17 protein-coding genes are annotated in these 25,277 nt (G+C 61.0%); 14 read left to right on the top strand and 3 right to left on the bottom strand.

Annotation, left to right across the window (positions count from 1 at the left end; genetic code table 11):
* Positions 1–15 precede the first annotated feature (15 nt).
* Both AC3ZU9_RS02845 and edd read right to left on the bottom strand, forming a co-directional pair.
* On the bottom strand, positions 16–972 hold the full coding sequence (locus tag AC3ZU9_RS02845; protein WP_490090292.1) for a glucokinase: 957 nt from the start codon (positions 970–972) through the stop codon (positions 16–18).
* Positions 969–2,795 (bottom strand): phosphogluconate dehydratase, encoded by a 1,827-nt coding sequence (gene edd / locus AC3ZU9_RS02840; protein ID WP_015885657.1) that lies wholly within the window; start codon positions 2,793–2,795, stop codon positions 969–971. The genes AC3ZU9_RS02845 and edd overlap by 4 nt, the downstream gene beginning before the upstream one ends.
* 221 nt (positions 2,796–3,016) lie before the next feature.
* Between edd and gap the strand changes: the two genes are divergently transcribed.
* From gap to AC3ZU9_RS02805, 7 genes are all read left to right on the top strand, one after another.
* The gene (gap, locus tag AC3ZU9_RS02835) at positions 3,017–4,018 is read left to right on the top strand and encodes a type I glyceraldehyde-3-phosphate dehydrogenase (protein WP_024077195.1); all 1,002 of its coding nucleotides are present in this window, start codon (positions 3,017–3,019) and stop codon (positions 4,016–4,018) included.
* Between the two features lie 137 nt (positions 4,019–4,155).
* Positions 4,156–4,674: an RNA polymerase sigma factor gene (locus tag AC3ZU9_RS02830; protein ID WP_015885659.1), complete on the top strand. Its 519-nt coding sequence runs from the start codon at positions 4,156–4,158 to the stop codon at positions 4,672–4,674.
* 74 nt (positions 4,675–4,748) lie between these two features.
* On the top strand, positions 4,749–5,717 hold the full coding sequence (locus tag AC3ZU9_RS02825; RefSeq protein WP_015885660.1) for a FecR family protein: 969 nt from the start codon (positions 4,749–4,751) through the stop codon (positions 5,715–5,717).
* Positions 5,718–5,832: 115 nt separating this feature from the next.
* A complete protein-coding gene (locus AC3ZU9_RS02820; RefSeq protein ID WP_490090291.1) occupies positions 5,833–8,403 on the top strand; it encodes a TonB-dependent receptor in 2,571 nt (856 codons plus the stop codon).
* A 137-nt stretch (positions 8,404–8,540) separates the two neighbouring features.
* Positions 8,541–9,149, top strand: a complete 609-nt coding sequence (locus AC3ZU9_RS02815) for a biliverdin-producing heme oxygenase (protein WP_490090290.1) — start codon at positions 8,541–8,543, stop codon at positions 9,147–9,149.
* A 148-nt stretch (positions 9,150–9,297) separates the two neighbouring features.
* Positions 9,298–9,699, top strand: a complete 402-nt coding sequence (locus AC3ZU9_RS02810) for a YbaN family protein (RefSeq protein WP_015885663.1) — start codon at positions 9,298–9,300, stop codon at positions 9,697–9,699.
* Between the two features lie 138 nt (positions 9,700–9,837).
* Complete coding sequence (locus tag AC3ZU9_RS02805) at positions 9,838–11,976, top strand: methyl-accepting chemotaxis protein (RefSeq protein WP_490090296.1); 2,139 nt, start codon at positions 9,838–9,840, stop codon at positions 11,974–11,976.
* A 123-nt stretch (positions 11,977–12,099) separates the two neighbouring features.
* On the opposite strand, the gene AC3ZU9_RS02800 is transcribed toward AC3ZU9_RS02805, so the two are convergent.
* On the bottom strand, positions 12,100–12,663 hold the full coding sequence (locus tag AC3ZU9_RS02800) for an NAD(P)H nitroreductase (RefSeq protein ID WP_015885665.1): 564 nt from the start codon (positions 12,661–12,663) through the stop codon (positions 12,100–12,102).
* A 139-nt stretch (positions 12,664–12,802) separates the two neighbouring features.
* Between AC3ZU9_RS02800 and AC3ZU9_RS02795 the strand changes: the two genes are divergently transcribed.
* From AC3ZU9_RS02795 to AC3ZU9_RS02765, 7 genes are all read left to right on the top strand, one after another.
* The gene (locus AC3ZU9_RS02795) at positions 12,803–14,230 is read left to right on the top strand and encodes a di-heme oxidoreductase family protein (RefSeq protein ID WP_490090289.1); all 1,428 of its coding nucleotides are present in this window, start codon (positions 12,803–12,805) and stop codon (positions 14,228–14,230) included.
* A gap of 31 nt (positions 14,231–14,261) precedes the next feature.
* Positions 14,262–15,326 (top strand): imelysin family protein, encoded by a 1,065-nt coding sequence (locus tag AC3ZU9_RS02790; protein WP_015885667.1) that lies wholly within the window; start codon positions 14,262–14,264, stop codon positions 15,324–15,326.
* Positions 15,327–15,328: 2 nt separating this feature from the next.
* Entirely contained in the window at positions 15,329–16,426 is a 1,098-nt protein-coding gene (locus tag AC3ZU9_RS02785; protein ID WP_046035297.1) for a DUF1513 domain-containing protein, read from the top strand.
* A gap of 263 nt (positions 16,427–16,689) precedes the next feature.
* Positions 16,690–17,847, top strand: a complete 1,158-nt coding sequence (locus AC3ZU9_RS02780) for an efflux RND transporter periplasmic adaptor subunit (RefSeq protein ID WP_122811906.1) — start codon at positions 16,690–16,692, stop codon at positions 17,845–17,847.
* Positions 17,844–20,903, top strand: coding sequence for a multidrug efflux RND transporter permease subunit (locus AC3ZU9_RS02775; protein ID WP_490090288.1), 3,060 nt, complete (start codon positions 17,844–17,846; stop codon positions 20,901–20,903). Before AC3ZU9_RS02780 ends, AC3ZU9_RS02775 begins: the two co-directional genes overlap by 4 nt.
* Before the next feature lie 168 nt (positions 20,904–21,071).
* A complete protein-coding gene (locus tag AC3ZU9_RS02770; protein ID WP_490090287.1) occupies positions 21,072–22,202 on the top strand; it encodes an efflux RND transporter periplasmic adaptor subunit in 1,131 nt (376 codons plus the stop codon).
* A 3-nt stretch (positions 22,203–22,205) separates the two neighbouring features.
* Positions 22,206–25,232, top strand: a complete 3,027-nt coding sequence (locus tag AC3ZU9_RS02765) for a multidrug efflux RND transporter permease subunit (protein ID WP_046035262.1) — start codon at positions 22,206–22,208, stop codon at positions 25,230–25,232.
* Positions 25,233–25,277 lie beyond the last annotated feature (45 nt).

The following is a 25,277-nucleotide window of genomic DNA, read 5'->3' as shown; positions in this document are numbered from 1 at the left end:
CAGGGCCATCACTGCCTATGCAAAAGCCTGTTCGAGCGCCACACCCGCCCCGGTCAACCCGGAATACGGCGCCGTCACCAACCACACCGGAATGCCCTTGAAGTAGTCGCTCATGCAGCCTTTGTCACTGAAGCTCTTGGCAAAGCCACTGCTGATAAAGAAGTCGGCAAACCTCGGTATCACCCCGCCCACGATATACACACCACCGCGTCCACCGGTGGTCAGCACATTATTGCCTGCGACGCGGCCCAGCCAGATGCTGAACTGGTCCAATACTTCCATCGCCACCGGGTCACCGGCCAGGCCTGCGGCCGTGATGGCCTCGGGCGTTTCCAGGACCGGTGTGTGGCCATCAACCGCACAAATCGCACGGTACAGACGCGGCAACCCGCCACCGCTCAACGCGGTTTCCGCACTGACGTGACCGATCTCGCTGTAGATGTGCTGCCACAACTGGGTTTCCCGTGGGCTGCTCAGCGGCAAATCGACATGCCCGCCCTCCCCCGGCAACGCCGCAAAGCGGCCTGCGCCGAGGTCCAGCAACGTACCGACACCCAGGCCGGTGCCCGGGCCGATCACCACCGCCGGGCGCAACGGCTCCGGCGTGCCTGCGCAGACCACGCGGAATTCGTCGGGCTTGAGACGGGTCATGCCCAGGGCCATGGCCGAGAAGTCATTGACCAGCAGCAGCTCATCCACTTGCAGGGTTTTGCAGAAGGCAGTCTTGCTCAGGCGCCAGTGATTGTTGGTGAATTTAAATTCATCCCCGCTCACTGGCCCGGCGACTGACAGGCACACCGCGCCGATGTCCCCGATTTCCAGGCCTTCCTCGTTGAGGTAGACCTTGATCGCCTCTTCAGGACTCGTGTGATCCGCCGTGGCATGCACACGGATCGAATGCAGTTCCTGATCCCGCCACAACGCAAAACGGGCATTGGTGCCCCCGATGTCACCGACCAGCGCTAACTTCACTTAAGCGTCTCCAAGGCAGAGGTAAAGGCGCTGGCGCCCTGCTCTGCGGAGCTTGCGGCCATGCGCATAAATGCAAACAGCTCGCGACCGGCCCCCACGTTATTGCCCAACAGGCCCGTGGCAGGCGCGCGCGCTGCAAACTCTTCGGCGTCCACCTTAAGCTCCAAGGTGCCCTTCACGCCATCCACGCGAATGATATCGCCATCGCGCACCCGCGCCAGTGGCCCGCCGCTCTGGGCTTCGGGGTTGACGTGAATCGCGGCGGGGATCTTACCCGACGCGCCGGACATCCGCCCGTCTGTTACCAGTGCGACCTTGAAGCCGCGGTCCTGCAGCACGCCGAGGAACGGCGTCATCTTGTGCAATTCGGGCATGCCGTTGGACCGTGGGCCCTGGAAGCGCATGACCGCGACAAAGTCTTTTTCCAGTTGCCCGGCCTTGAAGGCGTCGGCCAGGTCCTGCTGATCCTGGAACACCACGGCAGGTGCTTCAACGATCTGGTGCTCCGGCGCCACGGCCGAGACTTTCATCACGCCACGGCCAAGGTTGCCTTCCATCACGCGCAAGCCGCCTTCGGGCGAGAACGCACGGGCCACGGGGCGCAGGATGGTTTCGTCGAGGCTTTCGATGGGGCCGTCGCGCCAGATCAGCTCGCCGTCGACCAGGAACGGTTCCTGGGTGTAACGGCTCAGGCCCTTGCCGGCCACGGTGTTGACGTCTTCATGGAGCAGGCCGGCTTCGAGCAATTCGCGGATCAGGAACGACATGCCGCCCGCCGCCTGGAAGTGGTTGATGTCGGCCTTGCCGTTTGGATACACGTGGGACAGGGTCGGCACCACCTCGGAGAGGTCGGCCATGTCGTCCCAGGTGAGGATGATGCCCGCCGACATCGCGATGGCCGGCATGTGCAGGGTGTGGTTGGTGGACCCGCCGGTGGCATTGAGCGCGATGATCGAGTTGACGATGGATTTCTCGTCGACGATCTCGCCGATCGGCGTGAAGTTGCCGTTGGCCTTGGTCAGGCGCGTGACCTGGTGTGCGGCTTCGCGGGTCAGCGCATCACGCAGCGGTGTGTACGGGTTGACGAACGAGGCGCCCGGCAAGTGCAGGCCCATCACTTCCATCAACAGCTGGTTGGTGTTGGCAGTGCCGTAGAAGGTGCAGGTGCCGGGGCTGTGGTAGGACTTCATCTCCGATTCCAGCAGCTCTTCGCGGGTGGCCTTGCCTTCGGCGTAGCGCTGGCGCACGTCGGCCTTCTGTTTGTTGGAAATACCCGACGGCATTGGCCCGCCCGGTACGAAGATCATCGGCAGGTGGCCGTAGCGCAGCGCCCCCATCATCAGGCCGGGGACGATCTTGTCGCAGATACCCAGCATCAGCGCGGCGTCGAACATGTTGTGAGACAGCGCTACCGCCGTGGACATGGCAATCACTTCGCGGCTGAGCAGGCTCAGCTCCATGCCGGGCTCGCCCTGGGTCACGCCGTCGCACATCGCCGGGGTGCCGCCGGCGAACTGGCCGACCGAGCCGACTTCGCGCAGGGCTTTCTTGATCTGTTCCGGGAAATGTTCGTACGGCTGGTGCGCCGAGAGCATGTCGTTATATGAAGAAACAATTGCCACGTTGGCGGCATTCATCATGCGCAGGCTGTTTTTGTCTTCGGTGCCGCAACCGGCCACGCCATGGGCGAAGTTGGCGCATTGCAGCTTGCCGCGCATCGGACCGTCGCTGGCTGCGCCGCGAATGAGCGCAAGGTAAGCCTCGCGGGTGGCGCGGCTGCGGGCGATAAGCCGTTCGGTGACCTCAAGGACGCGGGGATGCATGTGTAGAACTCCAGGCTAACGGATGTGGCGACCTGAGTGTCTATGCTGATCAAACGCCCGCAGCGCATGGGATGGCAGGGAGTCGTTTGGATCATCGGACCAGTTGATTCAGGTCGCTCGTTGTAGATTGAACAAAATATTGCCACTAAAAAGGCTTGTTTTCTATTTTTATGCGAATAATCTTGTAATTCTTACAACAAATCGACGACAGGCACTTTCCAATGACTCTTCGTATCGCAATCAATGGTTTTGGCCGTATCGGCCGTAATGTCCTGCGCGCACTGTATACCCAAGGCTACCGCCAGGATTTGCAGATCGTCGCCATCAATGATCTGGGCGACAGTTCGATCAATGCCCATCTCCTCAAATACGACACCGTACATGGCACTTTCGAAGCAGAGGTCGCCCACGATCAGGAAAGCCTGACCGTCAATGGTGACCGGATTGCCGTGAGTGCCATCCGCAACCCGGCCGACCTGCCGTGGGCCGCGCACAAGATCGACGTGGTGTTTGAATGCACCGGCCTGTTCACCGACCGTGACAAGGCTGCCGCCCATATTACCGCCGGCGCACGCAAGGTGATCATCTCGGCACCGGCCAAGGGCGCGGACGCCACGGTGGTCTACGGCGTCAACCATGACATTTTGCGTCAATCGCACCAGATCATCTCCAACGCCTCGTGCACCACCAACTGCCTGGCGCCGGTCGCCCAGGTGCTGCACCGCGAGTTGGGCATCGAAAGCGGCTTGATGACCACGATTCACGCCTACACCAACGACCAGAACCTCACCGATGTCTACCACACCGACCCGTACCGCGCGCGTTCGGCCACCCAGAACATGATCCCAAGCAAGACCGGCGCCGCCGAAGCGGTCGGCCTGGTGCTGCCGGAACTGGCGGGCAAGCTGACCGGCATGGCCGTGCGGGTACCGGTGATCAACGTGTCGCTGGTGGACCTCACTGTGCAGTTGAAGAAAGAAGCCAGTGCCGAAGAAGTCAACGCGCTGCTGAAAGAAGCCAGCCAACACTCGAAGATCCTCGGCTACAACACCCTGCCGCTGGTTTCCAGTGACTTCAACCATAACCCGCTGTCGTCGATCTTCGATGCCAATCACACCAAAGTCAGCGGCAAATTGCTGAAAGTGCTGGCCTGGTATGACAACGAGTGGGGCTTCTCGAACCGTATGCTGGATAACTGCCTGGCGCTGTGCAACGCGGAATAATTTGAGTTGTGCAGGGCTTGTGTGGGAGGGGCTCGCCCCCTCCCACATTTGATCGATACAGGCTCACAGCAATAGCCACTTGCCATTTGAGTTGATGATAAGCATTATCATTAACTGCAAACCGGTCTGGTATCACTGTGAGCCAATCTCGCTTCAACCACGTCTTTATCACCCAACGGGTGGTTCTGCTTCGCACCTTGCAGCGGATGGTGAATAACCACAGCACCGCCGAGGACCTGTTGCAGGAAACCTACCTGCGCGTCACCCGGGCCCTCAGTGAGCGGCCGATCGATCACCTTGAGCCCTTCGTCTATCAAACTGCGCGCAACCTCGCGCTGGATCATCTGCGCGCGCGTAGGATCCAGGCCCGTACGCTGCAGGAAGATGTTCCGATGGACGTCCTGCAAAGCGTCGCCGCGCCCATCAGCACCCCCGAAGACGCCACCCAGGCCGAGCAGATGCTTGAAGCCCTGAGTGTCAGCCTCGGCCAGTTGAGCGCCCGCCAACAGCAGATTTTCATCCTCAGCCGCCTGCACGGTTGCAGTTACCAGGAGATCGCGGATCAGTTGGAAGTGTCCTTGAGCACCGTGCAAAAGGAACTGAAATTGATCATGGCCATCTGTGTAGGTGTGGCCGAACGGCTGGATCGGCCTTAAGCTTCTCCCGACAGAAACGTCGACCTAAGCTGTAGGAAAGTTGAATAGAACGTGGCGAAGACCCGAGGAACACCGTGACGGACCCGAATAAACTGCGCCCCCATGAGCTGGCTCATGAGGTGTTGCAAGACACGGCTATGGACCAAGCCCTCGACTGGCTGATCGCCCTGCAGTGCCCGCTGCCCGGGCAGCAGGCTGAATTCGAAGCCTGGCTGGCCAGCGACCCCGCGCATGTCCACGCGTTCGGCAAGGCCCAAGCCGCCTGGGGTGGCGCGCCGGTCCACAGCGCTGCTGTCGCACTGGCCGCGCCGCGCAAACCCAGCGCCTGGCGCCGGGTCAAGCCGCATTGGAAACCGCTGGCCACTGCCGCCGTGCTGTTGATCGGCCTGTTCAGCTTCAGCAACCTGCCGGTACGCCTGCAAGCCGACCACCTCACCGTGGTGGGCGAACGCCAGCGCCTGCAATTGGACGATGGCTCCAAAGTACTACTCAACACCAACTCGGCGTTTTCCAGCAGCATCAAGGACCACCAGCGCATCGCCCGCCTGTACCAGGGCGAAGCGTTTTTCGACGTCGTGCCCAGCCATGGCCTGCCCCTGGAGATCGACGCCGGCCCCGTACGCGCCAGCGTGCGCGATACCGCCTTCGCCGTGCGCTACCTCAATGGCGAAGCGCAGGTGCAAGTGCAGCGCGGCGATGTGGACCTGAGCAATACCTTCGACGATGCCCGTGTGCGCCTGAGCGCCGGTGAAAGTATCCGCATCGGGCCCAAGGGCTTTGGCCAACCCGCCAAACTGGACGCCAACAAGGACTTGGCCTGGGTGCAAGGCCGGCTGATCTTCGAAAACTGCCCGATGAGCGAAGTGCTCGCCGAGCTGCGTCGCTATTACCCCGGCTGGATCGTCAACACCAACGACCAACTCGCCAGCGTCGCCGTCACCGGCAATTACCGCCTCGACCAGCCCCTGGACGTGGTGCGTTCGCTGGCGCACATCACCTCGGCCAAGCTGTCGGAATACCCGGCGCTGGTGATCTTGAACTAAATGAGAATTATTTTTACTCGATAGCTGTCGGTGGTACGTCTCGTCTTAGCCAATGCAACTGATTCCTATTTGTCTCAGTTCGCAACTATAAGACTCGTACCCCGGAGCGCTCTCGATGTCCTCTTGTTTCAACCGCCGGTCCTCTTCGCCCGTCCTGTCCTTGCTGACGGCAGCCATCCTGTTGGCCGCTGCGCCAGTGATGACCGCCACCGCCGCCGAACCTGCCCCGCGCAGCCACGGCAATTACACCTTCAGCATCGAGCAGCAGCCGCTGGTTTCGGCACTGAACGCCTTTACCGCCGTGACCGGCTGGCAAGTCGGCCTGCCGGCGGAACTGGGCAAGGGTGTATCGTCCCCTGGCGTAAGCGGCCCGTTGTCGCCGGAAAAAGCCCTGGACCGGCTGTTGGTGGGGACCAACCTGAGCTACCGCAAACTGGGCAGCAACAGCATCGTCCTGGAAAAGCGCGCAGCGGGTGGCGCCCTCAACCTGCAACAGGTGACCATCAGCGCCACCCGTAACGAGCAGGATGTGAGCAGCGTGCCGAGCACCGTCAGCGTGCATGAGCGCGAAGCGCTGGACCGCCAGAACGTCAACACCATTCGCGAACTGGTGCGCTACGAGCCTGGCGTTTCAGTCGGCGGCGCCGGCACCCGTGCCGGTAACGCCGGTTTCAACATTCGCGGCATCGACGGCGATCGCATCCTCACCCAGGTGGACGGCGTGGAAGTGCCGGACAACTTCTTCAACGGCCCCTACGCCAAGACCCGTCGCAACTACGTCGACCCGGAAATCGTCAAGCGCGTGGAGATCCTGCGCGGCCCGGCGTCGGCCCTGTACGGCAGCAGCGCGATTGGTGGCGCGGTGAGTTACTTCACCCTCGATCCGGACGACATCATCAAGCCCGGCCAGGACGTCGGCGCGCGCCTGAAGACTGGCTACAGCTCCGCCGACGAAAGCTGGCTGACCTCCGGCACCGTCGCCGGCCGTGTGCAGGACGTCGACGGCTTGCTGCACCTGAGCCAGCGCAATGGCCACGAGATGGAGTCCTACGACGGCAACAACGCCACCGGCCTGGCCCGCACCGGCGCCAACCCGGAAGACGCACGTACGACCAATATCCTGGCCAAGCTCGGTTGGAACTACGGCGATGACAACCGCCTGGGCCTGACGTATGAAAAGTACAAGGATGATCGCGACACCAACCTCAAGAACGCCGTGGGCGGCCCGTTCAACGCCGGCCCCTTCGTCTCGAACTGGTACCGTGCCCGTACCGGCAACGACACCATTACCCGCGAACGCTTCGGCCTGGAAAACAGCATTGCCCTCGAGTCGCCGATTGCCGACCGCATCAAGACCAGCCTCAACTACCAGATTGCCAAGACCGACCAGACGACGGCCGAAATCTACCAGCCAAGTCGACGCGTATTGCGTACCCGCGAGACCTTGTACCAAGAACGGCAATGGGTGTTCGACGCCCAGCTGGACAAGGCTTTCAGCCTCGGCGAAACCGATCACCACGTCACGTACGGCACCACCCTCAAGCAGCAGAAAGTCACCGGTTCGCGCGAAGGCGCCGCCACCTGCCTGGCCGTCGGCAGTGGTTGCACGGCCATCGGCGCACCCAGCCCCTCGGCCGGTGACAGCGTGCGCAAGGCCAGCGACTTCCCAGACCCGACCATCAACACCTACTCGCTGTTTGCCCAGGACCAGATCGCCTGGAACAACTGGACCTTCCTGCCCAGCGTTCGCTACGACTACACCCAGCTCAAGCCCAAGCTGACCGAGGACTTCCTCAACGCCACCGACCCGACCCGCATTTACCCCCACGACGACAGCACCAAGACCTGGCACCGGGTCTCGCCGAAATTCGGCCTGACCTACGCGCTGACCGATCACTACACCTGGTTCGGCCAATACGCCGAAGGCTTCCGCACGCCGTCGGCCAAGGCGTTGTACGGTCGCTTTGAAAACCTCCAGCAAGGTTACGTGGTCGAGCCCAACCCGGACCTTAAGCCGGAAACCAGCAAAGGCATCGAGACCGGGATTCGCGGCAACTTCGACGCGGGCAACTTCGATGTCGCGGTGTTCTACAACAAGTACAAGGACTTCATCGACGAGGACAACACCTCGGTAAGTCCGACCGGCACGATCTTCCAACCCTTCAACATCAAACGCGCCACCATCAAGGGCATTGAAGCCAAGGGCCGCATGAACCTGGACGCCTTCGGCTCACCGCAGGGTCTGTATACACAGGGCGCCGTGGCCTACGCCTACGGCCGTAACGACGAAACCGGCCAGCCGCTCAACAGTGTCAACCCACTCAAGGGCGTGTTCGGCCTGGGTTATGACCAGGAGCAATATGGCGCCCTGGTCAGTTGGACCCTGGTCAAGAAACAGAACCGCGTCGACAAAAATACGTTCTTCTCGCCCGACGGCAACACCACCAGTGCCCCGTTCAAGACCCCAGGCTTCGGCATCGTCGACCTGACCGGTTTCTACAAGGTCACCCACGACGTGACCGTCAACGGCGGCCTCTACAACCTGACCGACAAGAAGTACTGGAACTGGGACGACGTGCGCAGCTACGACGGCGTCGGCGAAGCCGGTGTGACCTCCCCGGCCAACCTCGACCGCCTGACCCAGCCAGGTCGCAACTTTGCGATCAACGTGATCTGGGACATCTGATGAAACCCGCCTCACCCCGGCGTAATTATTCAGCGCCGGGGTGAGGATTTTTTACTGTGCCGCGTCTTCTTGTTCGTCTAGTTGATAACAGCTCTCTTTCGGGCACCCAGGCGCTTCCCTTCTCAAGGACTTTTTTCATGACCGCTTCCCCTACCGCTGAACGCCCAAGCCTGCGCTCCCAGCGCCTGAACCAGATCACCCACGAGCCACACACCAGGCTCGACGCACTGGTGAAGGCTCATGCCCCGTTTGAAACCCAAGCCAACTTCGCCCGTTTCGTGGTGGCGCAATACCTGTTCCAATCGGAACTGGTGGCCCTGTACAACGATGCCGAATTGATCAAGATCGTGCCGGACCTGGCCGAGCGCTGCCGCGCCGAAGCCGCCAAGCTGGACCTGGGCGACCTGGACACCGACGTGCCTGCACCGGTCGCCGGCGCCGTGAAAAACCCGAGCAAGGCCGAAGCCCTGGGCTGGCTGTTTGTGTCCGAAGGTTCCAAGCTGGGCGCCGCGTTCCTGATCAAGCGCGCCGTGGGCCTGGGCCTGAGTGAAACCTTCGGTGCCCGCCATCTGGGTGAGCCGGCCGGTGGTCGTGCCGAAGGCTGGAAAAGCTTCACGCGCACTCTCGACGCCCTGCCATTCAGCGCCGAAGAAGAAGCTGCTGTGGAAAAAGGCGCGATCGACGCGTTTGTACGCTTCACCGTATTGCTGGAACAGGCGTACGCTAGCGCCCCTGAATTGGCCTGACCTCCAGATTGAAATGCCATCAACTGTGGGAGGGGGCTTGCCCCCGATAGCTGAGTACCAGTCACCCTCTACAGTGACTGAACTACTGCCATCGGGGGCAAGCCCCCTCCCACAGTTGGCGCTCACTTCGCGACGTTACAAATAAACCATGACCCGCAAAACCCCATCCACCTCGAAAATCGCCCGGATCCTCTTCGGCCTGCTGGCCTACGTCAGCCTGGGCATCGGGTTGGTGGCGATTGTCATACCGGGTTTGCCCACCACCGAATTCATCCTGCTGGCCGCCTGGGCCGCCACCAAAAGCTCGCCGCGTCTCAGCGCCTGGCTGGAAAACCATCGGCTGTTCGGGCCGATCCTGTCCAACTGGCGTAACGGCAAGATCATCGCCCGGCGGGCCAAGGTCAGCGCCACCGTGAGCATGCTGCTCTGCGCCACGCTGATGCTGGTGATGCTCGACCACGGCTGGCCGATCTACCTGGCGATTGCCGGGATGAGCCTGGGCAACCTGTGGATCTGGTCACGCCCCGAACGGCTCGCACAGCCCGTATAACGGCGCGTACAGGCGCTTACGCGCCGTTCATCGCCTGCCTCTCATGTATTGATTTATGACGCCGATGTTTCAGACATAGCGCTGAATGGACTTGGCTCTGGTGCTTGCATACCCATGAGTGCATTCGTGAGTGAACCTATGTTCAACACCCTCTCCATCCGCTTGAAAATTGTGCTGCTGTCCGGTCTTTGCCTGTTGGGGGTGATAGCGCTGATCATCAGCATCAACCTCTACGAGACCGATCAGAACGACCATCTGATCAGCGATTCAAGCTCACGAATGCTCACAAGCAGCGTCCAGAACCTGCTGCAATCCAAGGCTGCCGAACAGGCGGTGCAACTTCAGAAAACCTTCGGCGAGAACCTGCTGGTGGTGACCGCCCTCGCCGACCAAGTCAAAGACCTGCGCAACCTCGCCATCAAACGCTCACTGGACCCAGGCGCCTTGCGTGAAGAACTCAACCAGAGCCTGAAAACCACCTTCGAACGCAACAGCAAGGTGCTCGGTGTCTGGCTGTCGTTCGAGCCCAATGGCCTGGATGGCAAGGACAGTGATTTCGTCGACGACAAGGCCCGCGCCTCCAACGAAAAAGGCCGTTTCTCCAGCTACTGGAACCGCGTCGGTGGTGAAGGTTTGAACACCCTCATGGTTGAGGAAGATCTGACCAAGACCACCCTCAACCTCAGCGGAACGCCCTACAACATTTGGTACACCTGTCCACGAGACACCCGCAGTATTTGTCTGCTGGACCCGTACGAAGACACGGTGACTGGCACACCGGTACTGATGACCACTATCTCCCTACCGCTGATCGTGGACGGCAAAGTGATCGGCGTGGTCGGTGTCGATATCGGGCTCAACAGCCTGCAAGCGGCGACGGACTCGGCACAAAAAGAACTGTTTGACGGTGCGGCGCACTTGGAGATCCTGTCCAGCACCGGCCTGATTGCCGCCTACAGCGGTGAATCAGACAAAGTTGGCAAAAACCTGGTCGACATTCTGGGTACCGAAGGCAAGGAAATCGTGCAACTGCTGGCCAGTGGCACCAACGTCAACCGCGAACAGGGCGATACGATCCGTGCGGTCTACCCGGTCAAACCGATTGCCGATGCAAAAGCCTGGGGCGTGGTGATCAAACTGCCCAAACACGTGATGCTTGCCGACGCCACGAAACTGCAAGGCGTGCTCGACGCCGCCCAGGCCAGCGGCACTCTCAAGGCCTTATTGGTAGGCGCCGCCGCGTGCCTGCTTGGCCTGCTGCTGATCTGGCTGACCGCCACCGGCGTGACCCGTCCGATCAACAGCGTGGCCGCCATGCTCAAGGACATCGCCAGCGGCGAAGGCGACCTCACCCAACGCCTGGCCTATGCCAAAAAGGATGAACTGGGCGAACTGGTGAACTGGTTCAACCGCTTCCTCGACAAGCTGCAACCGACCATCGCCCAAATCAAGCAGAGCATCACCGAAGCCCGGGGCACGGCGGACCAGTCTTCCGCCATCGCGCGCCAGACCAGTGAAGGCATGCAGGTGCAGTTCCGCGAAATCGACCAAGTGGCCACCGCGTCCAATGAAATGAGCGCCACCGCCCACGACGTCGCCAACAGCGCCTCGAATGCTGCCAACGCGGCACGCGGTGCCGATCAATCGGCACGCGAAGGCATGCAAATCATTGAACAGAGCACACGGGATATCACGACCCTGGCCGAGGAAGTCAGCAAGGCGGTGACGGAAGTCGAAGCCCTGGCGGTCAATAGCGAGCAGATCGGCTCAGTGCTGGAAGTGATCCGCAGTATTGCCGAGCAGACCAACCTGCTGGCCCTCAACGCCGCCATCGAAGCGGCGCGCGCCGGGGAAAGTGGCCGTGGGTTTGCGGTGGTGGCCGACGAAGTGCGCAACCTGGCCAAGCGCACCCAGGATTCGGTGGAGGAAATCCGCCTGGTGATCGAACGCATCCAGAGCGGCACCCGTGGCGTGGTGGCCACCATGCATTCGAGCCAAAGCCAGGCCCAGAGCAATGCGGGGCAGATCCATCAAGCGGTGCAGGCCCTGGGCAAGATCAGCGATGCTGTCACCGTGATCAGCGACATGAACCTGCAGATCGCCAGCGCCGCCGAACAACAAAGCGCGGTGGCCGAAGAGGTCAACCGCAATGTCTCGGCGATCCGCACCGTGACCGAAACCCTGACCGGGCAGGCGACTGAGTCGGCGGCCATCAGCAGCCAACTCAATGCCTTGGCCAGCCAGCAGATGAAACTCATGGATCAGTTCAAGGTTTAAATAACACCAAAGGAGCAATGTGGAAGGGGGCTTGCTCCCGATGGCAGAGTATCAGTCTACTTATCTGTAGCTGACACACCGCTATCGGGGGCAAGCCCCCTCCCACATGGGGTCCACGAACGGCTAAAGACCCTGCCAGGCCTGGACGAACGCCGCCACATCTTCCTTAGCCGCCGTACGCGGCGGGTTCTGCGGCGTACCCAAATAGAGGAAGCCAATCACTTCCTCATCCGCCGTCAGCCCCAGGCCTTTGGCGACGTGGGCCGAGTAGGACAACTCACCGGTGCGCCACACCGCACCAATCCCCTGGGCATACGCGGCCAGCAGGATGCCGTGGGCCGCGCAGGCGGCGGCCAGCCGTTGTTCGGACTTGGGCACCTTGAAGTGTTCCTGCAAACGGGCAATCACCACCACCACCAGCGGCGCACGCAGCGGGCCGTTCTGGGCCTTGTCGATGGCGGCTTGCGGTGCGTCCGCATCTTGCAGGCGCGCAGCCTCGGCCAGCAGCGTGCCCATTTGCTCACGGGCAGCCCCTTCAACCGTCAGGAAACGCCAAGGACGCAGCTGGCCGTGGTCGGGTGCACGCATGGCGGCGGCGAACAGCACGTCGCGCTGCTCCTGGGTCGGTGCCGGTTCCAGCAGGCGCGGCACGGAAACACGGTTGAGCAAAGCGTCGAGAGCCTGCATTGGCCACCTCCAGAAAAAAATGTGCGGTCATTCTAGCGGGAATGAATCGGATACCACCAAACGATAATTGCTCTTATTCATTGCGCCCCGCCCTGTTAGACTTTGCGCCCCTATTTTGCGCCTTCACTCAGGAAACCCGATGTTCCGTTCGCTTTTTCGCCTGTCCGCAGGGTTGCTGGCCTTGAGCCTGACTGCCTGCGATGACGCGCCCAGGTTTACCAAGGCCGAGCCGGGTGAATCACGGGCGGGCGGCGCTGCGACGGTGAACAAGCGCGACCAGAACGCGTTTTCCTTGCCCTCGGCGAACCTGTCGCCCACGCGGCGCCTGGACTTCAGCGTCGGCAACAGCTTCTTTCGCAGCCCGTGGGTGATCGCCCCGTCCACCACCACGGCGCGTGATGGCCTGGGCCCGTTGTTCAACACCAACGCCTGCCAGAACTGCCATATCAAGGACGGCCGTGGGCATCCGCCGTTGCCCGACGCACCCAATGCGGTGTCGATGCTGGTGCGCCTGTCGATTCCGGACGCTGCGCCCTACGCCAAACTCATCGAACAGATCGGCGTAGTGCCCGAGCCGGTCTACGGCGGGCAACTGCAGGACATGGCGGTGCCGGGCGTAGTGCCCGAAGGCAAGGTGCGCATGGACTACACACCGGTCAACGTGACGTTCAAGGACGGCACCGTGGTCGAGTTACGCAAGCCGGACCTGCAAATCACCCAACTCGGCTACGGCCCGATGCATCCGGACACACGCTTCTCCGCCCGCATCGCCCCGCCGATGATCGGCCTGGGCCTGCTCGAAGCCATCAGCGATGCCGATATCCTGCGCAACACCGACCCGAAGACCGCCGACAAGGAAGCCATCGTCGGCCGCGCCAATTGGGTCTGGGACGACGCCCAGCAAAAAGCCGTGCTCGGGCGTTTTGGCTGGAAAGCCGGGCAACCCAACCTCAATCAACAAAATGTTCACGCGTTCTCTGGTGATATGGGCCTCACGACTTCCCTGAGACCGTTCGATGACTGCACCGATGCCCAAGTCGCCTGCAAACAAGCCCCTAACGGCAATGGCCCCGACGGCGAGCCGGAGGTCAGCGACAATATCCTGCGTCTGGTGCTGTTCTACACCCGTAACCTGGCCGTACCGGCGCGCCGAGGCGTCAACACGCCACAGGTGCTGGCCGGTAAAAACCTGTTCTATCAAGCTGGCTGCCAGGGTTGCCACACGCCCGCGTTCACCACGGCCGCCAACGCCGCCGAACCTGAGCTGGCCAACCAAGTGATCCGCCCCTACAGCGACCTGCTGTTGCACGACATGGGACCGGGCCTCGCCGACAACCGCAGCGAATTCAAGGCCGGCGGCCGCGACTGGCGCACGCCGCCGTTGTGGGGTATCGGCTTGACGCAAACCGTGAGTGGCCACACCCAGTTCCTGCATGACGGCCGCGCTCGCAACCTGCTGGAAGCCGTGCTGTGGCACGGCGGCGAAGCACAAGCGGCGCAGCAGCATGTGTTGTCTTTTAATGCCGAGCAGCGCGCTGCGTTGCTGGCGTTCCTGAATTCTTTATAAGCTTTGCCCCAATTACAGAAGGGAGCTCGACATGTTCCGTCCCAAGTTGTTGTTCACCAGCCTTGCCGCCCTCGCCCTCGGTGCCTGCTCGCCGCAAGACCCGCAAGCCGTGACCTCGGCGGCCATCGCCAAGCAAGTGATTCTGCCCACCTACAGCCGCTGGGTTGAAGCCGACCGCCAACTGGCCGTCAGCGCCCTGGCCTACTGCCAGGGTAAAGAGAGCCTGGACACCGCGCGTGCCGACTTCCTCCACGCACAAAAGGCCTGGGCCGAGCTGCAGCCGCTGTTGATCGGCCCGCTGGCTGAAGGCAACCGTGCGTGGCAGGTGCAGTTCTGGCCGGACAAGAAAAACCTGGTCGGTCGCCAGGTCGAGCAACTGGTCGCCAGCCAGCCGCAGATCGACGGTGCCGCCCTGGCCAAGTCCAGCGTGGTGGTGCAAGGCCTGTCGGCCTACGAATACATCCTCTACGACGCCAAGACCGATATCGCCGACGACGCCCAAAAGGCCCGTTACTGCCCACTGCTGATGGCCATCGGTGATCGCCAGAAGGCGCTCGCCGAAGAGATCCTGGCCAGCTGGAACAGCACCGACGGCATGCTCGCGCAGATGACCAAGTTCCCGAACCAGCGCTACGCCGATTCCCACGAAGCCATTGCCGATCTGCTGCGCGTCCAAGTGACCGCACTGGACACCCTGAAGAAAAAGCTCGGCACGCCGATGGGCCGCCAGACCAAGGGTATCCCGCAGCCTTTCCAGGCCGATGCGTGGCGTAGCCAGTCGTCCCTGCAAAGCCTGCAAGCCAGCCTCGCGGCGGCCCAGACCGTGTGGGTCGGCGTCGACAACAAAGGCCTGCGCGGCCTGCTGCCGTCCGAGCAGAAACCGTTGGCTGACAAGATCGACGCCGCCTACGCCGCGTCCCTGAAACTGTTCGACAGCAACCCGCGCACCCTCAACGAGCTGCTGGCCGACGATGCCGGGCGCCAGCAGCTCAACGATATCTATGACAGCCTCAACGTCGTCCACCGCCTGCACGAAGGCGAATTGGCCAAGGCGCTGGGCATCCAACTGGGCTTCAATGCCAACGACGGTGACTGATGATGCTCAGGCGACAGGCTTTGGCCGTTGGTAGCGTGCTGCTCAGCGCACTCACGTTGGGTGGCTGGACGCTGTTCAAAAGTAAAGACAAGGGCCCGCTGCTGCTCTCGGCGCGGGATGATGCGGACGGCAAGCACTACGCCGTGGGCTATCGCCTGGACGGCAAGCCGGTGTTTGCCACCCAGGTCGGCCAGCGCTGCCACGACATCATCAACCACCCGACGTTGCCGATTGCGCTGTTTGTCGCCCGTCGCCCGGGCACCGAGAGTTACCTGATCGACCTGCGGGATGGCGCGTTGCTGCAAACCATCACCTCGAAGGCCAACCGGCACTTCTATGGCCACGCGGTCATTCACAAGAGCGGCGACTGGCTGTACGCCACCGAAAACGATACGTCCGACCCTGGCCGCGGCCTGCTCGGCGTGTACACGTTCGAAGGCGAACGGCTGGTGCACACTGGCGAAATCTCCACCCACGGTATCGGTCCGCACCAGGTGTCGTGGATGCCCGACGGCGAAACCCTGGTGGTGGCCAACGGCGGCATTCGCACCGAAGCCGAAAGCCGCGTGGAGATGAACCTCAACGCCATGGAACCGAGCTTGGTGCTGATGCAGCGTGACGGTACGCTGATCAGCAAGGAAACCCTCGGCCAGCAGATGAACAGCGTGCGCCATATGGGGATCGCCAGCGACGGCACCATTCTCACCGGGCAGCAGTTCATGGGGCCGTCCCAGGAACGCTCCGAGTTGTTGGCGATCAAGCGTCCAGGGCAGCCCTTCGTGGCATTCCCGGTGGCCGATGAACAGCTGCAGGCCATGGGGCACTACACCGCCAGCGTTGCAGTGCACAGCGAGCTGCGCTTGGTGGCGTTGACCGCACCGCGTGGCAACCGCTTCTTCATCTGGGACATGGACAGCGGCGAACTGCGGCTTGATGGGCCGCTGCCCGACTGTGCCGGTGTCGGTGCCGTAGACGATGGGTTTGTCGTGACGTCGGGACAAGGGCGTTGCCGGTTCTACGACTGCCGCCAGAACCCACTGCTTGCAAAACCGTTGGAGCTGCCGGCGGGGCTCTGGGATAACCATCTGCATCTGATCTAACGCCGGGACTCTCTTCAGCGCCTTAGCGCCTGGGCTGACGCCCTGGCGCATGCCCCTCCCTCAGCAACACTCCGCATTTTTCCTACAGCAAATATGAAAAAACCTTTCATTTAGAGATCTGTATTCCTACAGAAACTCGCGAATTTACTGCTTATTGCCCCCGCCTTTCTCGTGAAAACTTCGGCGCTCAGCGTGTCGTCGGATGGTCCTGCCTGCGCGTCCTTCATGCAACACCTCACTCGCCTCACTATAAGGAACCAGCTATGCCGGGCCGTCGGATGCTTACCATGCTCAGTATCGTCCTGTTAGTCGTACTGATGCTTGCCAGCTACAAGGCGTTTTGGGTTTACCAACAGCTGCAGATCCTGCATGCGCCAAAGCCGCCCGTGAGCGTGGCGGTCTCCAACGCATTCGAAAAGCGCTGGCAGCGCCAGTTGCCGGCGGCTGGCACGTTCAAGGCATTGCAAGGTATCAATTTAAGTATCGAAGTCCCCGGCGTGGTCACCCAGCTGCACTTCGAGTCAGGGCAAAGGGTCGATGCGGGCCAACCGTTGTTGCAACTTGAGCACCAGACCGAACAGGCCGAATTGGACATGGCACGGGCCGACCAACGTTTGGCCCGGCAGAATTTCGAACGCGGCAAGGAGCTGGTGACGATCAACGCCATTTCCCGAGGTGAGTACGATCGACTGAGTGCAGAGCTCACGCGGCACAATGCCCTCGTTGCGCAACGCAGCGAAGCACTGAAAAAGAAATCTATCGTCGCCCCTTTCAGCGGCATCATCGGTATTCGCCAAGTGGATCTGGGTGACTTCCTGCAAAGCGGTACGGTGATCGCCAGCCTGCAGGACACCAGCAGTCTTTACGTTGATTTCCATGTCCCTGAGCAAGCCGCCCAATTGATCACGATCGGCCAGTCGGTTCAGGTTGAAGTCTCCGCGCGCCCCGGTGTTTTCAGCCTCGCCAGCGTCAGCGCCATCAACCCGATCGTTGATGACAGCACGCGAAATGTATTGGTGCGGGCGACCCTGGCAGACCCGCCCAAAAATGTGCTGCCAGGCATGTTCGCTGACCTGCGGATACAGCTGGCCGACCCGCAATTGCACACGGTGGTTGCGGAAAGCGCGATCACGTTCAGCCCCTACGGCCAATACGTGTACGTTGTGGCCCCCCCCGATAACACCCAGGAGCATGGGGTGCAGGAAGACGGCACGCCCGTGCTGATCGCCGAGCGGCGCTTGATCCAAAGCAGCGAGCGACGCGATGGCCTTGTCGTGGTCGACAAGGGCCTGCACAAGGGTGAACAAGTCGTCACTGCCGGTCAGAACAAGCTGGTGCACGGTACGCCGGTCCATATCAGCATCGACAGGAATCAACCGGACGACCTGCCCCAGGCGACCTATCGGGAAAACGAAGAATGACGATCACCGACCTGTTCATTCGCCGCCCCGTACTTGCGCTGGTGGTGAGTCTGTTAATTGTGTTGCTGGGCTGGCAGGCGTACGGAAAATTGCCGTTGCGCCAGTTCCCACAGATGGAAAGTGCGCTGATCACGGTGACCACGGTCTCTCCAGGCTCAAGTGCCGAGAGTGTTCAAAGCTACATCACCCAACCGTTGCAGAAGAGCCTGGCCAGCGCGCAAGGCATCGATTACATGAAGTCTTCCAGTCGCCAGAACATTTCGATCATCTCGATCTACGGGCGAGTCGGCGCCGACAGCGACCGCTTGTTCACGGAGCTGCTGGCCAAGACCAATGAAGTCAGGAACCAGTTACCGCGCGAGATTGACGACCCGATACTGAGCAAGGTCGCGGCTGACAATACCGCGTTGATGTACCTGAGCTTTTCCAGCGAAACCATGAACAACGCCCAGATCACTGACTACCTGAGTCGTGTGATTCAACCTCGGCTGGTGACCCTGCCGGGCATGGCCGAAGCGCAGATCATCGGCAACCAGAGCTTTGCCATGCGCCTGTGGCTGGACCCTATAAAACTCGCTGGTTTTGGTTTGAGCGCCAGTGAGGTGACGCAGGCGATCAAGCGCTACAACGTGCAGCCCACCGCAGGTGATGTGACAGGTGAATATGTCGTCACCAGCATCCAGACCAACACCGAACTCCATTCGGTAGAGGGGTTTAATGCGATCCCCCTGAAAACCAAGGGCGACAGCCAGGTGCGCCTGGGTGACGTGGCACGCGTGGAATTGGGTTCCCAGAACTACGACAGTTTCAGTACGTTCAATGGCATCCCTGCACTCTACATCAGCATCAAACCGGCCCCCGACGCCAACCCCTTGGAGTTGGCCAAGCACGTTCGCGAATTGCTGCCGCAGCTGCAATCGCAGATCCCACCTGGCCTGGACGTGGACATCGCCTACGACTCGACGCTGTACATCAACGCCTCTATCGACCAGGTGCTGTCCAGCCTGGTGGAGGCCATCGTGATCGTGGTGTTGGTGGTTTTTTTGTTCCTGGGTTCGCTGCGCTCAGCGGTAATTCCAGTCGTCACTATTCCGCTGTCACTGATTGGCACGCTGTTTTTCATGCAAGTGATGGGATACTCCATCAACGTTCTGACCCTGCTGGCCATGGTTCTGGCGATCGGCCTGGTCGTCGATGACGCCATCGTGGTGATGGAAAACATTCACCGGCACATCGAAAGGGGTAAATCCCCTCTTGAAGCGGCTATCCGGGGTGCGAGAGAGATATGTGTGCCGGTGCTGTCCATGACCATCACACTGGCTGCGGTGTATACCCCTATCGGTTTCCTGCAAGGCCTTACGGGCGCCTTGTTCAAGGAGTTCGCCCTGACGCTCGCCGGTGCCGTGGTGATTTCCGGTATCGTCGCGCTGACCCTGTCACCGATGATGTGCGCGGTGTTGCTACGCCCCGAGGAACAGCCCAAGGGCCTGTTCCTGATCCTGGACCGCTTCTTTAATGCGTTGAGAAAAAGCTATCAGCAACGCCTGCATCAGATCATGAAAGCGCAGTCGGTGGTCTTGGTGTTTGCCCTGGTCATACTCGGCCTGATTCCCGTAATGCTCATGTTCACCCTTTCGGAACTGGCGCCCGATGAGGACAAGGGCCTGATATTCATCCTTTCCAGTGCGCCGCAGCCGACCAACCTTGCCTACCTGAATACGTATACCCAAGCATTTATCGAGCCGTTCAAGACGCTGCCCGAATACCAGGCTTCGTTCCAGATCAACGGCCTGGACGGTGTTCATTCAGGTGTCGGTGGGTTTCTACTCAAACCCTGGAATGAGCGTGACCGCACACAGATGCAGGTACTCGCCCCCCTGCGCGAAAAATTGGACCGTATCCCCGGCCTGCAGGTCTTCGCGTTTAACCTGCCGTCCCTGCCAGGAGGGGGTGAGGGCCTGCCCTTCGGCTTCGTGCTCAGTTCCCAGCAAGACTATGAGTCGATGATGAGCGTGGCCGAACGTATCAAGCAACGTGCAATAGACTCAGGAAAATTTGCCTACGTGGATATCGACCTGGCGTTCGACCGCCCCGAAGTGGTGATCGACATCGACCGGACCAAAGCCGCGCAAATGGGGGTATCCATGGAAGAGCTGAGCCTGACCCTGGCGACCCTGCTGGCTGAAACGGAAATCAACCGATTCAGCATTGATGGCCACCTCTACAAGGTGATTGCCCAGGTCGAGCGCACCTACCGAGACAATCCACAATGGCTGAGCCACTACGCAGTCAAAAACGCCGACGGTCAATTGCTCCCCCTTTCGACATTAATCAAAGTATCCAGCCAACAGGTGCGACCACGGCAGTTGAATCAGTTCCAACAGCTCAATTCAGTCATCGTTTCAGGGTTTCCGATTGTCGGCATGAGTCATGCGCTCGAAACCCTGCAAGCAATCGCCCAAGAGGAGGCGCCACCGGGCTACACCTTCGATTACAGCAATGCTACCCGCCAGTTTGTTCAGGAGGGGAACGCGCTGTGGGGCACCTTCGGCCTGGCGCTGGCGATCATCGGCCTGGTATTGGCCGCACAGTTCGAAAGCCTGCGCGATTCGTTGGTGATACTGGTGACGGTGCCACTGTCGATAGCCGGGGCGTTGATCGCGCTGTTCCTGGGCTGGTCCACCCTGAACATCTATACGCAAATCGGTTTGGTCACGTTAATAGGCCTGATCAGTAAGCACGGTATCCTCATCGTCGAATTTGCTAACCAACTGCGCAAGGAACAGGGCCTTTCACCGCGCGCCGCCGTCGAGGAGGCAGCAGCAATCCGTCTGCGACCTATTCTGATGACCACCCTGGCAACCGTGCTGGGGGTGATCCCGCTGATTTTGTCCAGCGGCGCAGGCGCCGTCAGCCGATTTGATATTGGCCTGGTGATCGCCACCGGCATGTCGATCGGGACATTATTTACCTTGTTCGTCCTGCCATCGGTGTACGCGGCATTGACCAAAGCCGACCCTGCGGCTCGAACAGTTGGCAGCACATCCCCGCACTGATTCACTGGAAAGGGCTGACAGCCCTTTCTCACCTTTTACAACTGACAATCGGTGAGTTCCAGCCTGCCACCGACGGTAAAACTTACCCGCTGGAATACCTCCGACACTCGGAGTATGTTCCGGATGTGCCTGTCTTCGTCTGCCCCAGTTTTTCCAAGGAACCGGAATATGCTGCGCCGTCGCCTGCTGATCATGTTGGGTGTTGTCCTGTTAATTGTCCTGCTGCTGGCGGGCTATAAAGCCTTTTCCATCTATCAGCAAATCCAGGTCTTCTCCAAACCCAAGCCACCCGTGAGTGTGGCCGTCGCCACGGCGACCGAGCAGCCCTGGCAACTACGCCTGCCCTCGGTGGGTACGCTCAAAGCCTTGCAAGGGGTCAACCTGAGCCTGGAGGTTGCCGGCACAGTCAAGGACGTGCAGTTCGCGTCCGGGCAGAAGGTCAAGGCCGGGCAGCCGCTGGTGCAACTCGACAGCGCAGTGGAAAGCGCCCTGCTGGAAACCGCCCAGGCCGACCTCGGCCTGGCCCAGCTGGACTACGGTCGCGGCAGCCAACTGGTCGGCAGCCAAGCCATCTCCAAAGGCGAGTTCGACCGCCTCTCCGCGCAACTGCAAAAGAACAAGGCCACGGTCAATCAGCTCAAGGCGTCGTTGGCGAAAAAGCACATCGTCGCGCCATTCAGCGGCACCATCGGCATTCGCCAAGTGGACGTAGGCGACTACCTGGCCAGCGGCACGGTGATCGCCACCTTGCAGGACATCAGCAGCCTCTACGTCGACTTCTATATCCCCGAGCACTCCGTGCCCAAAGTCGCCCTTGGGCAGGCCGTTCAGGTCGCCGTCTCGGCTTACCCGGGCGAACCATTCCCCGGCAGCGTCAGTGCGATCAACCCCAAGGTCGAGAACAGCACGCGCAATGTGCTGGTGCGCGCCACCCTGGCCAACCCGGAGGGCAAGCTGCTGCCCGGCATGTTCACCAGCCTGGACGTGCTGCTGCCCAATCCCGCCGCGCAGATCGTGGTGCCGGAAGGCGCGATTACCTACACCCTCTACGGCAACTCGGTGTACGCCGTGGCCGAGAAAAAAACCGAGAGCGGCGAGGTGGAAAAGGATGCCGATGGCAAGCCGCTGCTGATCGCCGAACGGCGGTTCGTCGAGACCGGTGAGCGGCGCGGCGGCCTGGTGCTGGTGAGCAAGGGCCTGAAAGCCGGCGAGCAGGTGGTCAGCGCCGGCCAGCTGAAGCTGGACAACGGCACGCCCATTGCCATCAGCCCGGACAAAAACCTGCCGGCAGGGCACTGAGCCATGAAGTTCACCGACGTCTTTATTCGCCGGCCCGTGCTGGCCATGGTGGTCAGCCTGCTGATTGTGCTGCTGGGTTTCCAGGCTTACAGCAAGCTGCCGCTGCGCCAGTATCCAAGCATGGAGAACGCCCTGATCACGGTGACCACCGCCTACCCCGGTGCGAACGCCGAGACCATCCAGGGCTATATCACCCAACCCCTGCAACAAAGCCTGGCCAGCGCCGAAGGCATCGACTACATGACCTCGGTGAGTCGCCAGAACTTCTCGGTGATCTCGATCTATGCGCGCATCGGCGCCAACAGCGACCGCCTGTTTACCGAATTGCTGGCCAAGGCCAACGAGGTCAAGAACAAGCTGCCCCAGGATGCCGAGGACCCGGTGCTGAGCAAAGAAGCCGCCGACGCCTCGGCGCTGATGTACATCAGCTTCTCCAGCGGGCAACTAAGCAATCCACAGATCACCGACTACCTGTCTCGGGTGATCCAGCCCAAGCTCGCCACCCTGCCCGGCATGGCCGAAGCGGAGATCCTCGGCAACCAGGTATTCGCCATGCGCATCTGGCTCGACCCGGTGAAACTCGCCGGTTTCGGCCTCAGCGCCAGCGACATCACCGACGCCGTGCGCCGCTACAACTTCCTGTCCGCCGCCGGCGAGGTGAAGGGCGAGTTCGTGGTCACCAGTATCAACGCCAACACCGACCTCAAGTCCGCCGACGCATTTGGCGCGATCACGGTGAAAACCGCCGGCGACAGCCGTGTGCTGCTGCGGGACGTGGCCCGGGTGGAAATGGGCGCGGAAAACTACAACGCCATCAGCTCATTTGGCGGCACGCCGTCGGTGTACATCGGTATCAAGGCCACGCCCAGCGCCAACCCATTGGATGTGATCAAGGAAGTGCGCAAGATCATGCCGGAGCTGGAATCCCAGCTGCCGCCCACCCTCAAGGCCGAAATTGCCTATGACGCCACGCTGTTTATCCAGGCGTCCATCAACGAAGTCGTCAAGACGCTGTTTGAAGCGGTACTGATCGTGATTGTGGTGGTGTTCCTGTTCCTCGGTGCCCTGCGGTCGGTGGTGATCCCGGTCATCACGATCCCGCTGTCGATGATCGGCGTGCTGTTTTTCATGCAGTTGATGGGCTATTCGATCAACCTGCTGACCCTGCTGGCGATGGTCCTGGCCATCGGCCTGGTGGTGGACGATGCCATCGTGGTGGTGGAAAACATCCACCGGCATATCGAAGACGGCAAGACGCCTCTGGATGCAGCGCTGGAAGGCGCACGGGAAATCGCGCTGCCGGTGGTGTCGATGACCGTCACCCTGGCGGCGGTGTATGCGCCGATTGGCTTTCTCGAAGGGCTCACGGGTGCGCTGTTCAAGGAATTCGCCCTCACCCTCGCCGGTGCAGTGATCATTTCCGGCATCGTCGCCCTGACGCTGTCGCCGATGATGTGCGCGCTGTTGTTGCGTCACGATGAAAACCCTTCGGGCCTGGCTCACCGCCTCGACCGGATCTTCGACAGCCTCAAGCGCCGCTACCAGAGCATGCTGCACGGCACCCTGAACACGCGGCCGGTGGTGATCGTGTTTGCGTTGATCGTGCTGTGCCTGATCCCGGTGTTCCTCAAGTTCACCCAGTCGCAACTGGCGCCTGACGAAGACCAAGGCATCATCTTCATGATGGCCAGCGCGCCGCAGCCGACTAACCTGGACTACCTCAACACCTACACAGACGAGTTCATCAAAATCTTCAAGGAGTTCCCGGAGTACTACTCGTCGTTCCAGATCAACGGCTTCAACGGTGTGCAATCGGGCATCGGCGGTTTTCTGCTCAAGCCGTGGAACGAGCGCGACCGCACCCAGATGCAAATCCTGCCCGAGGTACAAAAGCGCCTCGAGCAGATTCCCGGCCTGCAAGTGTTCGGCTTCAACCTGCCCTCTTTGCCGGGCACGGGCGAAGGCTTGCCGTTCGGCTTTGTGATCAACACGGCCAACGACTATGAGTCGTTGCTCGATGTGGCCAACCGAGTGAAAAAGCGCGCGATGGCGTCGGGCAAGTTTGCCTTTGTCGATATCGACCTGGCATTCGACAAACCCGAAGTGGTGGTGGATATCGACCGTGCCAAGGCGGCGCAGATGGGCGTGTCGATGCAGGACCTCGGCGGCACCCTGGCGACGTTGCTCGCGGAGGCGGAAATCAACCGGTTCACCCTGGATGGACGCAGCTACAAAGTGATTGCCCAGGTCGAGCGTGCCTACCGCGACAACCCCGACTGGCTGAACAACTACTACGTGAAAAACGCCCAGGGCGAGTTGCTGCCACTCTCGACCCTGATCACGGTGACGGACCGCGCCCGCCCCCGGCAGCTGAACCAGTTCCAGCAACTCAACTCGGCGCTGATCTCGGGTTTTCCCATCGTCAGCATGGGCGAGGCCATCGACACCGTGCGCCAGATCGCCCTTGAAGAAACCCCGCCCGGCTATGCGTTCGACTACAGCGGCGCGTCCCGGCAATTTATCCAGGAAGGCACGGCGCTGTGGGTCACCTTTGGCCTGGCCCTGGCGATTATCTTCCTGGTGCTGGCGGCGCAGTTCGAGAGTTTCCGTGACCCGTTGGTGATTCTGGTGACAGTGCCGTTGTCGATCTGCGGGGCGCTGATTCCGCTGTTCCTGGGTTGGTCAAGCATGAACATCTACACCCAGGTCGGTTTGGTGACGCTGATCGGTTTGATCAGTAAGCACGGGATCCTGATCGTGGAGTTCGCTAACCAACTGCGCAAAGACAAGGGCCTGACGCCACGCCAGGCGGTGGAAGAAGCCGCAGCGATTCGCTTGCGACCGGTGTTGATGACCACCGCGGCGATGGTGTTCGGCATGGTGCCGCTGATTTTCGCCACGGGTGCGGGCGCGGTCAGCCGGTTTGATATCGGTATGGTGATTGCGACAGGGATGTCGATCGGCACGCTGTTTACATTGTTTGTGCTGCCTTGCGTGTATACCTTGCTGGCCAAACCGGATAAGGCCTGACCTGCAGGCAAAAAAAAGGGCCTCGCATCGCAAGGCCCTTTTTCG

This window comes from Pseudomonas sp. A39, from assembly GCF_058145955.1.
The sequence above is the reverse complement of the archived record's forward strand: the minus strand, read 5'-3'. Positions and strand labels throughout refer to the sequence as shown.

Bases quoted from the DNA above. Each gene is read 5' to 3' on its own strand.
- edd (WP_015885657.1), bottom strand. From the start codon at position 2,795: ATGCATCCCCGCGTCCTTGAGGTCACCGAACGGCTTATCGCCCGCAGC.
- gap (WP_024077195.1), top strand. From the start codon at position 3,017: ATGACTCTTCGTATCGCAATCAATGGTTTTGGCCGTATCGGCCGTAAT.
- AC3ZU9_RS02820 (WP_490090291.1), top strand. From the start codon at position 5,833: ATGTCCTCTTGTTTCAACCGCCGGTCCTCTTCGCCCGTCCTGTCCTTG.
- AC3ZU9_RS02815 (WP_490090290.1), top strand. From the start codon at position 8,541: ATGACCGCTTCCCCTACCGCTGAACGCCCAAGCCTGCGCTCCCAGCGC.
- AC3ZU9_RS02810 (WP_015885663.1), top strand. From the start codon at position 9,298: ATGACCCGCAAAACCCCATCCACCTCGAAAATCGCCCGGATCCTCTTC.
- AC3ZU9_RS02805 (WP_490090296.1), top strand. From the start codon at position 9,838: ATGTTCAACACCCTCTCCATCCGCTTGAAAATTGTGCTGCTGTCCGGT.
- AC3ZU9_RS02800 (WP_015885665.1), bottom strand. From the start codon at position 12,663: ATGCAGGCTCTCGACGCTTTGCTCAACCGTGTTTCCGTGCCGCGCCTG.
- AC3ZU9_RS02795 (WP_490090289.1), top strand. From the start codon at position 12,803: ATGTTCCGTTCGCTTTTTCGCCTGTCCGCAGGGTTGCTGGCCTTGAGC.
- AC3ZU9_RS02790 (WP_015885667.1), top strand. From the start codon at position 14,262: ATGTTCCGTCCCAAGTTGTTGTTCACCAGCCTTGCCGCCCTCGCCCTC.
- AC3ZU9_RS02785 (WP_046035297.1), top strand. From the start codon at position 15,329: ATGCTCAGGCGACAGGCTTTGGCCGTTGGTAGCGTGCTGCTCAGCGCA.
- AC3ZU9_RS02780 (WP_122811906.1), top strand. From the start codon at position 16,690: ATGCCGGGCCGTCGGATGCTTACCATGCTCAGTATCGTCCTGTTAGTC.
- AC3ZU9_RS02775 (WP_490090288.1), top strand. From the start codon at position 17,844: ATGACGATCACCGACCTGTTCATTCGCCGCCCCGTACTTGCGCTGGTG.
- AC3ZU9_RS02770 (WP_490090287.1), top strand. From the start codon at position 21,072: ATGCTGCGCCGTCGCCTGCTGATCATGTTGGGTGTTGTCCTGTTAATT.
- AC3ZU9_RS02765 (WP_046035262.1), top strand. From the start codon at position 22,206: ATGAAGTTCACCGACGTCTTTATTCGCCGGCCCGTGCTGGCCATGGTG.